The organism is Anoxybacillus sp. TBDG-1 (assembly GCF_054815885.1).
Genome location: NZ_JBTZSY010000025.1, coordinates 1 through 13038 on the forward strand (window position 1 = coordinate 1; position 13038 = coordinate 13038).

15 protein-coding genes are annotated in these 13038 nt (G+C 43.6%); all 15 read right to left on the minus strand.

Going from position 1 to position 13038, the window contains the following annotated elements; all coding sequences use genetic code 11:
- Positions 1-33 precede the first annotated feature (33 nt).
- Positions 34-723, minus strand: coding sequence for a YggS family pyridoxal phosphate-dependent enzyme (locus ACYQY7_RS08790; RefSeq protein ID WP_461201683.1), 690 nt, complete (start codon positions 721-723; stop codon positions 34-36).
- A 4-nt stretch (positions 724-727) separates the two neighbouring features.
- Positions 728-1531, minus strand: a complete 804-nt coding sequence (pgeF, locus tag ACYQY7_RS08795) for a peptidoglycan editing factor PgeF (RefSeq protein WP_461201684.1) — start codon at positions 1529-1531, stop codon at positions 728-730.
- A gap of 69 nt (positions 1532-1600) precedes the next feature.
- Positions 1601-1843, minus strand: coding sequence for a YlmC/YmxH family sporulation protein (locus ACYQY7_RS08800; RefSeq protein WP_032101528.1), 243 nt, complete (start codon positions 1841-1843; stop codon positions 1601-1603).
- Between the two features lie 115 nt (positions 1844-1958).
- Entirely contained in the window at positions 1959-2738 is a 780-nt protein-coding gene (gene sigG, locus ACYQY7_RS08805; RefSeq protein WP_032101529.1) for an RNA polymerase sporulation sigma factor SigG, read from the minus strand.
- 65 nt (positions 2739-2803) lie between these two features.
- The gene (sigE, locus tag ACYQY7_RS08810; RefSeq protein ID WP_461201685.1) at positions 2804-3523 is read right to left on the minus strand and encodes an RNA polymerase sporulation sigma factor SigE; all 720 of its coding nucleotides are present in this window, start codon (positions 3521-3523) and stop codon (positions 2804-2806) included.
- A 47-nt stretch (positions 3524-3570) separates the two neighbouring features.
- The gene (gene spoIIGA, locus ACYQY7_RS08815; RefSeq protein ID WP_461201686.1) at positions 3571-4464 is read right to left on the minus strand and encodes a sigma-E processing peptidase SpoIIGA; all 894 of its coding nucleotides are present in this window, start codon (positions 4462-4464) and stop codon (positions 3571-3573) included.
- A 155-nt stretch (positions 4465-4619) separates the two neighbouring features.
- On the minus strand, positions 4620-5738 hold the full coding sequence (gene ftsZ, locus ACYQY7_RS08820; protein ID WP_055441904.1) for a cell division protein FtsZ: 1119 nt from the start codon (positions 5736-5738) through the stop codon (positions 4620-4622).
- A 26-nt stretch (positions 5739-5764) separates the two neighbouring features.
- Positions 5765-7045: a cell division protein FtsA gene (gene ftsA / locus ACYQY7_RS08825; RefSeq protein WP_461201687.1), complete on the minus strand. Its 1281-nt coding sequence runs from the start codon at positions 7043-7045 to the stop codon at positions 5765-5767.
- Positions 7046-7125: 80 nt separating this feature from the next.
- On the minus strand, positions 7126-7485 hold the full coding sequence (locus tag ACYQY7_RS08830; protein WP_461201724.1) for a small basic family protein: 360 nt from the start codon (positions 7483-7485) through the stop codon (positions 7126-7128).
- Between the two features lie 5 nt (positions 7486-7490).
- A complete protein-coding gene (locus ACYQY7_RS08835) occupies positions 7491-8207 on the minus strand; it encodes a DUF881 domain-containing protein (protein ID WP_461201688.1) in 717 nt (238 codons plus the stop codon).
- Between the two features lie 11 nt (positions 8208-8218).
- Positions 8219-8932 carry a DUF881 domain-containing protein gene (locus ACYQY7_RS08840; RefSeq protein ID WP_461201689.1) on the minus strand — a complete coding sequence of 238 codons (714 nt, stop codon included), beginning with the start codon at positions 8930-8932 and terminating at the stop codon, positions 8219-8221.
- Positions 8895-9677: a cell division protein FtsQ/DivIB gene (locus tag ACYQY7_RS08845; RefSeq protein ID WP_461201690.1), complete on the minus strand. Its 783-nt coding sequence runs from the start codon at positions 9675-9677 to the stop codon at positions 8895-8897. The genes ACYQY7_RS08840 and ACYQY7_RS08845 overlap by 38 nt, the downstream gene beginning before the upstream one ends.
- Before the next feature lie 131 nt (positions 9678-9808).
- Complete coding sequence (gene murB, locus ACYQY7_RS08850) at positions 9809-10717, minus strand: UDP-N-acetylmuramate dehydrogenase (RefSeq protein ID WP_461201691.1); 909 nt, start codon at positions 10715-10717, stop codon at positions 9809-9811.
- Positions 10718-10757: 40 nt separating this feature from the next.
- Entirely contained in the window at positions 10758-11849 is a 1092-nt protein-coding gene (gene murG / locus ACYQY7_RS08855) for an undecaprenyldiphospho-muramoylpentapeptide beta-N-acetylglucosaminyltransferase (RefSeq protein ID WP_461201692.1), read from the minus strand.
- 56 nt (positions 11850-11905) lie between these two features.
- On the minus strand, positions 11906-13006 hold the full coding sequence (spoVE, locus tag ACYQY7_RS08860; protein ID WP_461201693.1) for a stage V sporulation protein E: 1101 nt from the start codon (positions 13004-13006) through the stop codon (positions 11906-11908).
- Positions 13007-13038 lie beyond the last annotated feature (32 nt).

Below are 13038 nucleotides of genomic sequence, written 5' to 3' on the forward strand. Positions count from 1 at the left end.
ATTTTCCTTCAAAAGGTAGCCCGTGATGACTTTTCATAGATTTTTTGACGCTACCTCACCGACAAGACATGTACCGAGTCGAAGAAACGTAGCTCCTTCTTCAACGGCAATCGCGTAATCGTTTGACATGCCCATCGACAGTTGTGTACATGGAGCGTGCGGAAATTGTTTTTCTTGCACGCGCTCTTTTAACTCACGCAACGTCTGAAAACAACGGCGGATCGTCGCCTCATCATCCGTATAAGGCGCCATCGTCATCAATCCGACAACTTCAATACGCGAAAAAGCGGATAATGTTTCAATAAACGGCAATACGTCTTCTGGCGCTAATCCGTGTTTCGACATCTCTCCTGATACGTTCACTTGCACAAAACATTTGATCTTTCGATTCGCTCGTTTGTCGATTTCTTCCGCTAACGAAAGACGATCAAGCGAATGAATGTAGTCGACGTAATCGATGATTTGTTTTACTTTTCTCGATTGCAACGTACCGATAAAATGCCACGTCGCTTCTTTTCCGATTGCTTCATATTTTTGTAAAAAACCGTCAGCACGACTTTCACCTAAATGAACGATACCTGCTTCCATCGCTTCGTTCGCGCGTGCGATGCTTACATATTTCGTCACAGCAACGATTTGAACGTCTGCGGCGTTGCGTCCTGTTTTTTCACACGCTTCCGCAATATGTTGTTGAATCGTTTGTAACCGTTGTTTAACCGTCATATGATCACCTCCAGCCAATAAGCGCCATCATTCTTCCTGTTTTGCCACCGTCGCGACGGTGGGAGAAAAATAATGACTGCCCACAGCTTGTGCAATACGACGAAATAGCGATGTGTTCGATCGGAACACCTGCTTGCTGCAAAAGCTGTTTATTCATTTCTTTTAAATCGAGCGCATACTGTTCCTTACTTGTTTCATTATAAAGCGATTGGGACGAGTTGACTAGCGCCTTTTGAACGAATGTGATGACGCGATCATCGACGATATAACAACAGCGACCGATCGATGGCCCAATGACGACATACATATCACGCGCATCTACCCCTTCTTCGTTCCATCGCTTCACCATTTCACCAGCGATGTTATGCACTGTTCCTTTCCAGCCGGCATGTGCAAGTCCAATGAGCTTTTTACTTGGGGCAAAAAAGTAAAGCGGAACACAATCTGCAAAACAAAGCGCTAACATGAGCTGTTGCTCGCTTGTGTACAGCCCGTCTGTATGTGGCAAAGCCGTATCGTACGTGCGCACCCCTTTGCCTGCATGTTCGTTCGTCACTTTTTCGATGTGTACGCCGTGCACTTGATCGGCACATACCCAGCGATCAAGCGAAACGTTTAACTGCTCGGCCACTTTTTTCCGATTTTCATACACTGCATGTCGATGATCGTTGACGTGCATGCCGACATTTAACGTTGCAAACGGCTCGCTGCTTACTCCACCTCGTTTTGTTGTAAACGCAACGATGACGTTTTCCCAGTCATCAAACATAAGTAATGACTCATGCGCTTGTCGAAATATTTCATTCATCGTCCGACATCCTTTGTACAATTTTATCACTTTTTTTCCTATTTTATCACAGCTTGCCGAAAACCTAAACTATTCATCGCCATCTAATCGAACGAGAATGACATCAGCACCGACTTTGACAATATCGCGCCACGGAATGATGATTTCATCCGTCCGTCCGAATAAGCCGAGCACTTTCCCGGCACCAATAATAATAATGGCTTCAATTTGACCGGTCGTTAAATTAATATCAATATCTCCAATATTTCCGAGGCGTTTACCGTTGGCGACATTGACGACGTCTTTTTGTTGTAGCTCAGAAATTTTCACCATGCTTCCCCGCTCCTTTTCTTCGTTCTATCTCCTATATGTATGCATAAGCGGTTCGTTGTAGTCATATGAAGCACATAGAAAAGCCCCCACCTGTTTACGTCGGTGGAGGCGTAAATTACCACTGAATATTTTTATTCATCTGTTTAATGGCGGCTTTTTCTAAACGAGATACTTGTGCTTGCGAGATGCCGATTTCTTCGGCAACTTCCATTTGTGTTTTTCCTTGAAAAAATCGTTTGCGAATAATCATTTTTTCACGTTCGTTTAAGCGGCGAAGTCCTTCTTTGAGCGCGATTTCTTCAATCCAGTTTGTATCGCGGTTTTTCTCATCGCTCAGCTGATCCATCACATAAATAGGGTCGCCGCCATCGTTGTAAATCGGTTCAAATAACGAAACAGGATCTTGAATAGCATCTAACGCGAATACAATTTCTTCGTGTGGGACGTCTAAAATTTTTGCAATTTCTTCTGCCGTCGGTTCTTTTGCTGTTTCACTCATCATTTTTTCGCGCACTTGTAACGCCTTGTATGCAATGTCGCGCAGCGAGCGGGACACACGAATCGGGTTATTATCACGTAAATATCGGCGAATTTCACCGATAATCATCGGTACGGCATACGTTGAAAATTTCACGTTTTGACTTAAATCAAAGTTATCAATCGATTTCATAAGTCCGATACAGCCGACTTGAAACAAATCGTCAACATATTCACCACGATTGTTAAATCGTTGGATGACGCTCAATACGAGCCGTAAATTCCCGTTAATTAATTTTTCGCGTGCACATATATCACCGGCTTGCATTTGCCGAAATAATTCACGCATTTCTTCGTTTTTCAGTACGGGGAGTTTCGATGTATCAACGCCGCAAATTTCAACTTTGTTTCTTGCCATGTCTTTCCCTCCTTACAGGAGATGCTGTCAGCTTTCAGTATCTCCTTCGAAGGGAAAAATATGCATTACATCATTTTGTTAAATTCTTTTCGCAATCGTTTAATAATTCGCTTTTCTAGTCGGGAAATGTACGATTGAGAAATGCCTAATAAATCCGCAACATCCTTTTGCGTTTTTTCTTCTCCTCCAGTTAAACCGAAGCGAAGTTCCATAATTTGTTTTTCCCTGTCGCTTAATTGATCGAGTGCGCGAAATAACAAGTTACGATCAATATTTGCCTCTAAATCTTTCGTAATGACGTCATCTTCTGTGCCTAATACGTCAGACAACAACAGTTCATTGCCGTCCCAGTCAATGTTTAACGGTTCATCAAACGATACTTCCGAGCGCACTTTATTGTTGCGCCGTAAATACATTAAAATTTCATTTTCAATACAGCGCGACGCATATGTAGCGAGCTTAATTTTTTTTTCCGGATTAAACGTATTGACCGCTTTAATTAATCCAATCGTACCGATGCTAATTAAATCCTCAATGTTAATGCCGGTATTTTCAAATTTTCGAGCAATGTAAACGACGAGGCGAAGATTTCGTTCAATAAGTAGTGAACGAGCCGTTTCATCTCCAGAAGGAAGTTTTTTTAAGAGCATTTCTTCTTCCTCTTTGGTGAGCGGAGGCGGCAACGCTTCGCTTCCACCGATGTAATAAATTTCGTCCGCTTTGAGCCCTAATTTTTTTAATAGTTTGTACCATAAATACGTGAGGCGCAATTTGAATAACTTCATAAAATCCCCCTTCTATTTCGGCACGATCGGCCGTATGATAATAATAATTACGACGCTTGCGACATGACCATATGCGGATGGACGATGCAATTGTACTCTCCGTCAGCGGAAAGCGACGACGGGTGAAAACCAACAAGCACTTTTGTAACAGATGTCCATTGTTTTCCGTCCGACCATTGCACGTCGTCTGGTTTCATTGCGATTAATAGCTGTTGCTCGACGCCAACGGCTCGATATGGAACGAAACGCATACGACTAGCCCATTCGCCCGGGATGTCATCTGTGTACGTCCGTTTGTGAATCATTTGTAAGACGGTTGGAGGAAATATATGTGCGAACGGTTGCAATTCCACAATCATGACCGGTGTGTTTGTTAACGGATCACGCAACTGATTTCCGCTATCGACTAATCCTTTTAAACATACCGTTTGTCCAAAACATGTCACACGCACGTCAATGACATGTTCAAAGCGCAATTTTTTTTCCCGAATCGTTCCCATTTGTACCTTGGATAATAACCATAAAATCGGAAACATGATGACGACAAACAACCAGCTAACCGAAGTGGAATGCGAAATCCAGCCTGATGGATAAGCTGTTATTTCACTTTGTAATAAAAAGTGAAATGCAATCAGCCCTCCGCCCATCATAAACGTTGCAAAATAAAAAGCGAGCACATTTTCGATAAAAAACCGAAAACGATGAAAGCCAAAACAAATCCAAACGATGAAAAAAGAGACGATGAGTTTCGTTGTGACATGAGACATCATATAGGCAAAAGGCGTGAAAATAAGCAAGACGAACAGCGAGCCGAATAATGCCCCAAGCATAAGCCGCCATAACCGAACGCGGCGCTTTAGCATAATCGCCGCAAGCCATAGTAACATCGCATCAAAACAAAGGTTTAATAACCATACGAGATCGGCATAAATCAGCGGCATCCCCTCCTTATCTTGAAACTAGTATATAGCACTTTCAATAGAAAAGTATGTCAAACGATGACGTCATTTTTTTGGAGATTTTGTCAAACAATACGGAAATAAAAAAACGCCCACACGTAGTGAGCGTTTCCCACACGTAGTGAGCGTTTGTTTTTTTAACGGCGACGATTGCGGTTGCGCAGGAAAGCTGGGATGTCGAGCGGGTCTTCTGCTTGTTGTCCGCGCGTTGGCGAGTAGTCAATCGGTTCTTCTTTTTTCTCACGTTTGACGCCAACGTTCGGTTTGACAACCGCTTGTCGCGTTGCTTTTACTTGGTTCACTTCTTCGTTAAATCCTGTCGCGATGACGGTAACAATAATTTCGTCTTTTAAGTTTTCGTTAATGACCGAACCAAAAATCATATTGACGTCTTGGTCGGCAGCTGATGCGACGATATCAGCTGCTTCTTGCACTTCGTATAAGCTTAAGTTCGTACCGCCTGTAATGTTCATTAATACGCCTTGGGCACCGTCGATGGACGTTTCTAATAGCGGGCTCGAGATCGCCTTTTTCGCTGCTTCTGCCGCTCGGTTCTCTCCTGTTGCGACGCCGATTCCCATAAGAGCCGAACCTTTATTAGACATAATCGTTTTCACATCAGCAAAATCTAAGTTAATTAATCCCGGTACAGCAATTAAGTCGGAGATGCCTTGTACTCCTTGACGAAGCACGTTGTCTGCTTCGCGGAACGCTTCTAACATCGGGGTATTTTTGTCTACAATTTCTAACAGGCGATCGTTCGGAATGACGATGAGCGTATCGACTGCCTCTTTCATCGCTGCAATACCGCTTGCCGCTTGCATCGCGCGCTTTCTTCCTTCAAATGTAAACGGTCGCGTGACGACGCCAACAGTAAGTGCGCCTAGATCACGCGCGATTTGAGCGATGACTGGAGCTGCACCCGTTCCTGTTCCCCCGCCCATACCGGCTGTAACGAATACCATATCGGCACCTTTGAGCGCCTCTTCAATTTGTTCTTTACTTTCTTCTGCTGCTTTTTTTCCTACTTCTGGATTTGCTCCTGCACCTAATCCACGTGTCAATTTCGCGCCAATTTGCAGCTTAATTGGAGCCTTTGATAAGTTTAACGCTTGGGCATCCGTATTGACCGCAATAAATTCAACACCTTGTACCCCATGTTCAATCATGCGATTGACAGCGTTATTTCCGCCGCCACCGACACCAATTACTTTAATTGTCGCTAACTGATCAACAGTCGTGTCAAACTCCAACATGATAATCCTCCTAGCCATTCAAATTGTCATTCAAAAAAGTATCCGAAAAATTTCTTGACTTTATGTCCGAAATGTTCTTCTTTTTGTTTCGGTTTTGCTGGCGCTTTATACACCTTTTTCTCCGTCTGGAAATCGTTTGAGGCGCTAGAAGAAAGAGCAGGAACGTGCCTTCCTTGTAACTTTGCATTTTTATAGGCGAATTGAATTAAACCGACACCGTTTGTATATTGTGGATCGCGAACACCAATATAGTCTGGCATCGCTACGCGAACCGTATGTTCAAAAATCGCTTCGGCAAGTTCTAATACGCCCGGCATATTGACGGTCCCACCCGTTAACACATATCCACCAGGCAAATCACGAAATCCGCGTCGACGAATTTCTGCTTGTGCCATTTGTAAAATTTCTTCTACACGCGCTTCAATCATATCCGCAATTTGTAGCTGATTAAATTGTTGATGTTGATCCGTGCCGATTATTGGAACGCTGAATACTTCTTCTTCAGAAGCAAGATCGTAAAACGCATGACCATGTTTTAGTTTAATGCGTTCCGCATCTTCTGTCGACGTGCGCATGCCGATCGATAAATCTTTTGTAATATGTTCACCACCGATCGGAAGTACGGTCGTTGCTTGTAAAAATCCTTGGTCAAACACGGCAACTGTCGTTGAACCGCCACCGATATCAATAAGTGCCACACCTAAGTTTTTTTCATCTTTCGATAGCGCAATCGAGGCTGCCGCTAGCGGTTGAAGACATACATCAAGCACTTCTAATCCTGCTCGCTCAACACAGCGAAGCACGTTATGTAAAGCCGTTTTTGATGCGGTAATCATCGTTCCTTCCATTTCTAATCGGACGCCTAACATGCCGCGCGGGTCGTTAATGCCATCAAGTCCGTCAACGATAAACTGTTTTGGAATGACATCAATAATTTCGCGCTCTGGTGGAACGGAAACGACTTGTGCTGCTTCGATGACGCGCGTGACGTCTTCATTCGTAATTTCTTTATTTTCGCTTGATACAGCGACAATCCCGTTGCACGGTTGAAGTTGAATGTGATTGCCGTTTACTCCAACAATAGCGCCTTTAATCGTTACGCCGACCATCCGTTCCGCTTGTTCAATTGCTCGTTTAATCGATTGTACTGTTTCATCTATATCAATGATGGAGCCTTTTTTCAGCCCTTGCGATTTCACATTGCCGACACCGATAATGTTTAACTGATCGTTCATCATTTCGCCAATGATGACTTTTATACTGGACGTACCGATGTCAAGACTAACATAAAAATCGTTGCTGTTCATTCTCGTGGCACCTCCTTTACAAAATGAACGTTGTTATGTATATCAACACTATATTCCACATTCGAACAGCATTCCCTTTTTTATAAACGATTTTTTTGGCGGCTTTCTAACCATTTCGTTAGCAAAATTCGGCGGATGACAGCGATGTTTTGAAACAGGCGCACACCGAACGCAAATACAGCTGCTAAATACAAGTCTACACCAAGATGCACACCGAGAAAAGCTAAACTTGTTGCTAAAATAATATTAAAAAAAAATCCAGATACAAATACGTGCTCATCGTAAATATTTTGCAAATGTGCGCGAATGCCGCCAATGAGCGTATCCAACGCTGCGAGCACAGCGATGGATAAGTAGTTCGCATATTCGCTCGGAATGCGCCAATCCGTCAACAATCCGAGCAATATGCCAATGACGAGACCGAGCAACGGAAGCCACATCATGTTCACCTCCTAGCATCTTCGACTGCTTCCATTTGTTTGACGCGCACCGTCCCATCGTATGGAGGAATGACGACACGTTGTTGTGGCTCTGAAATCGTAAGAAGTAGATTTTCAAGGGCAAAGTCATCGGCAAGCGTCGAAGCTTTGAGCCGGTTGTACATTTTTTCTGCGTCTGCCGCAATCACTTTAATTTCAAAAGGGAAAGAGCGTAACGGGTACGAATCAACTTTCGTCACACCGTTAATGTCGCGAATGACAGTCGTGTTGACGATGCGTTGATCAGCAATCGATACATATTGAGCGCCATACATATTTAATTCATTCATGAGTCGGCGCAGTAAATCTGCTGATATCGTATCGCTAAGCGGACCGACGTACGATTCATCATACATTTGTTCGACATAAAGCACGACACCTTCCCCGACAACTTCCGTTAGCCCTGCTTCTTTTTTTAATTCCTCTATCGTTTGGCGAAGAATGGCTCCTTTATTTTCTGAACGTTGTTGTTCATATTTTTCTAACGTTTCTTCGTATTTTCGTATTTCATGTAACAGTTGTTTATGTAACTCTTGCTCTTTTTTTAAATCTTGTCGTATTTCCCATATGTCACGTGTGTCGCGTACATCTGGTTCGTGGCTTGTTTGAAATTGGATCGCCAACATGAAACCGATAATAAGCGAGACAAACGTAAAATACCATGTCGTTTTTCGCGTCAACATCGCTCCTCCTCTTATTTTTTCATCAGCGGTTCCATCGTAATTTCTGATTTTTGTACAATGTCAACAACAATATGGTCGCTCGTTAGTTGATCTTTGACACCACCAGCGATCGTTAACGCAGGGATCAGCACGTTCGGATCGCCAATCGCTTGAATAACAAACGGGGCTGGGTGTTGCATTCCATCAATTTCAATGACCGGGCCGTTGCAAACGATATACGATCGGTGCGATAATCGTTGACCGTTAATCGATATCGCAGACGCCCCTGCAATGAGTAGTTCATTCACAACTTGAAACACATGTTGTTCGTGAACGATGTAGTTTGTGGCGTTCGCTTCGGAAGGGATGTATGAAGCATCAGATAGCGTCACTTCTACTCCTTTTCCTTTTACTTTCACTTTGCCAATATACATGCGTAGCCGTTCCGCATCTTCAACGAGATTAAAATAAATTTGCTCCTCGTTTGCTAACTCTTTTTCAATTGTACGAATGCGTTGTTGCTTTTGAAATAATTCGGCTTGCAGTTTACGATTTTGTTCTTGCTGTTCAATCAATTGTTGTCGATATTCATATTCTTTGCCCCACTGACGTTCAAGTTGGCGATTAGCTGCTTCTTTTTTTGTCATTTGATAGGAGAAAGCGAGCATAAAGCCTAAAACGAAACAAACGAACGACAAAATAACATGGCTACCGTTTATCTTCATCGTTTTTGTCATTCCCTTCATCCGCTTCGTACGGTTTAAAATATGTGCTCATCTCTAAATGAAGGACGCCTTTTGTCCCCGGCTGCAACTGGCTGACGATCGAAGGATAATGAACAATTTTTTCCGCAAAACGATCGACGGTAGCACTTACCTCTATGCCATCATTCATATAGACAGTAATATGCCTTGGATCCGATGAGTTTGGGGTATAATGAATTTCCGAGATGAGGTTTAAAATCGAACTTGGCGTGTTTGCCAATTGGGCAGCCATCTCTTGAATAGCCTCCCCTTCTTTCCACCCGACTAAAATCGGCGCATCGCTTGGAATCGCTCGTTTTGCATGCGTCAGCACTTTTCCGTTATCTAAAATCGGCAAAAAGGAATGCTTGTCCAAAATGTAAGCGATCCGCTTTCGTTCAACGACAACGATGTCAATGCGATTCGGGATTCGTTTTTTTACATGTACTTCTTCCACTTCAGGATGTTGTTTAATTCGCTGTTCCACTTCCGCTTTTTTTACTTTCCAAAAGCTCGTCTTTTTCGTCACGCCACTTAATTGAATCATATCTTCGGAAGCGATATGGTGATTTCCTTCGACGTGGATGACGGCAACGTTGCTCAGTGGCGACTGCGCATAAACAACGCCTAACAAAAGCATAAAAAATAAAGCGATATATGCAATGAGTAAGCGATTCGCGCGTTGTCTTCGCTGCTCTTTTAATTTTGGCACACGTTCTTCAAGAACAACAACTTTTCCTTTTCCCATTCACTCCACCTCGGTCGATGGACCAAATCAAAATAACAAGAAAACTAACGGCGCATGTCAGCAACCGTTAGTTCGTTGTCTCTATTTCTATTATAGCATAATATAGAAAAAATTAGGATGGGGAAAATGTATTACTTTCGCCCAACAATTTCAACTTCTGTTTGCAATGATACACCATATAAGTCGTGAATCGTCTTTTTCACATAGTCGATGAGCTCGAGCACATCTTTTGCCGTTGCTCCGCCTGCGTTGACGATAAAATTCGCATGTTGTTCAGAAATTTTTGCCCCGCCAATCGTATATCCTTTTAGCCCCGCTTGTTCAATTAACTGACCAGCGTACTGTGGAAGGGGGTTGCGAAAAATGCTTCCCGCACACGGGTAGTTCCACGGTTGTGTTTCGCGGCGATAATCTTTATTTTTTTGCATCGCCGCCACAATTTCATCACGGTTTCCTTTTTTCATTTCAAGCGTTGCTGCGATGCAAATGCCTTTACGCTTTGTTTGTAAGACGGACGTACGATAAGAAAATTCCATCTCTTCATTTGTTAACCATTCAATTGTTCCGTCTTCAAACAAAATTTGTGCTTTTTTCACGATATGCGACATATCTGAACCGTGAGCGCCGGCGTTCATATATACCGCCCCGCCCACCGTTCCCGGAATGCCTCCCGCAAACTCAAGTCCGGACAATCCTTGCTTACTAATGACCGTCGCCAATTTAATGAGCGAATATCCCCCGCCAACTGTCACTTCTGTATCATGAATGTATAAATCATCTAATCCTTCGCCAAGTTTAATGACAATACCTTCAATGCCTTCATCTAATACAAGTAAGTTCGAACCGCGACCGATCGCACGCCAAGGTACACCATATTTTCGAACGATTTCCATCGTCTTTTTTAAACGATCTATATTTTTTGGCTCAACAAAAAGGTCAGCAGGCCCGCCAATTTTGATTGTCGTATGACTTGCCATACGTTCGTTTTCTTTCACTATTCCAACGTTAGCTTGCAGGAGCTCTTCACGTAGTTTTTCCAATGTTCTACCTCCTCTACCTCTTTCCTATATCGTATGCAATTTATGAAATCATCTCCACCATGACGCGATATAAACGTTCTGCCGCATCGCGAATACCTAATCGAAACGCCGCTTCTTTCATGTTTTTCAACGTTTGTTCGTCTAACAAAATGCGGTCGATATCGTCAAGCAAACGCGCACCTGTCAATTCACTTTCTAAACGAACGATCGCCGCTCCTTTTTTCTCAAGCGCCCGAGCATTTTTTTCTTGGTGATTATTTGTCACATATGGGCTCGGAATTAAAATGCTCGGAATGCCAAGCGCTGTAATTTCTGCAAGCGTCGTTGCACCTGCACGCGCAACGATCACATCGACCCCTGCCAATACTTCCGGCATGTTGTGAATAAATGGACGAATGATGACGTTTGGCGGATTGCCGACATCGTTTACCGCCTTTATTACTTTATCATAATGAATATCGCCTGTAACATACAAAAATTGATACGGTTTTTGTTCGACTTCATGAAGCACTTGTAAAAACGCCTCATTGATCGGACGTGCACCGCGACTGCCACCGACAATGAGTACCGTCTTTTTCTGTTCATCTAATCCGAGCGACCGTCTCGCTTCTCGTCCGTCTTTTCCTACGACTTCTGACGCGCGCGGGTTCCCTGTTAACACCACTTTTTCTTGTGGAAAATATTCCTTCGTCTCCTCAAAACAAATAGCTACTTTATTCGCATAGCGGCTTAAAAATTTGTTCGTCAGCCCAGGAATGCTATTTTGTTCATGAATGATCGTCGGTATACCTAGTTTTGCTGCGGCATAGACGACAGGTCCGCACACGTATCCCCCTGTACCGAGCACAACGTCCGGTTTGTATTGTTTCAACAGTTTTTTGCATGCGTGCACACTTTTTATGAAGCGCACGAGCGTTTTGACGTTTTCCAATGAAAAACTACGCTTTAATCCACTAATGTCAATCGCATGAAACGGGATGTTTTCTCTTGGAACGATCGTGCTTTCTAACCCTTTTTTTGTCCCAATATATAATACATCGACGTTTGGATATTGTTTTTTCACTTCATGAATAAACGCAAGCGCAGGATAAATATGACCTCCTGTGCCGCCGCCACTCACTACAATTTTCATCGTTTTTCCCCCTCATCAAAAGTAACAGAAGAAGCTGACTTCCATGAAGTCAGCCTTCAATATCGCGCATAACGGCTAATGTTTAACAAGACGCCAATCGCCATAAGCATAAGCGTCAATGACGAACCTCCATAGCTTAAAAACGGCAATGTAATGCCCGTCACCGGCATTAATCCGGTCACAACTCCGATATTAATCATCACTTGAATGGCAACCATCGCAATGATGCCGACGGCTAAAAAACTGCCGTACAAATCAGGCGCCCCTAAGGCAATGCGAATGCCGCGCCAAAGCAATAAACTAAACAAAAGCAAAACGAGCGAACCGCCGATAAATCCGAGTTCTTCCGCTAAAATGGCAAAAATAAAGTCCGTTTGCGGCTCGGGCAAGTAAAAAAACTTTTGGCGGCTTTGCCCGAGTCCAAGCCCAAATAGCCCGCCCGGTCCGATCGCATAAAGCGATTGAATAATTTGAAAACCGCTTCCTAACGGATCTTCCCACGGGTTTAAAAACGACGTAATGCGCTTGATGCGATACGGAGCAGATAACACGAGCCCAGCAAACCCTGCCAATCCGAGCAAACCGAGAACGACAAAATGGCTCATGCGCGCGCCAGCGACAAAAATCATGACGACGCACGTGCCGACCATGACCGTTCCCGTCCCTAAATCCGGCTGCAACATAATCATGCCAAACGCAATAAACACGAGCGTCAAGGATGGGAGTAACCCTTGTTTAAACGATGCGATTTTTTTTTGGTTTTCAGATAAATATTTCGCTAAAAATGCGATCATCGCCATTTTCATAAATTCAGATGGCTGAATGGAAAACGCACCGACGCCAATCCAGCTTCGCGAACCGTTGCGCACCATGCCGATACCTGGAATTAAGACGAGAACGAGAAGTATAAAACAAACGATAAGCAACACTTTCGCCCACGTGCGCCACGTCCAATAGTCGATGTTCATGAAAAAAAACATCGCCACAATGCCAACCCCTGCAAACAACAGCTGGCGCTTGGCAAAGAAAAACGAATCATGAAACTTGTAATCCGCCCAAATGGCGCTTGCGCTATACACCATAATGAGCCCGATCGCCAACAACGAAAACGTGATGATCATTAACAAAAAATCAGGTGCAGACTTTTTTCCATGCAATGCGGAACACCTCAATTTACTTAAAATTCTTC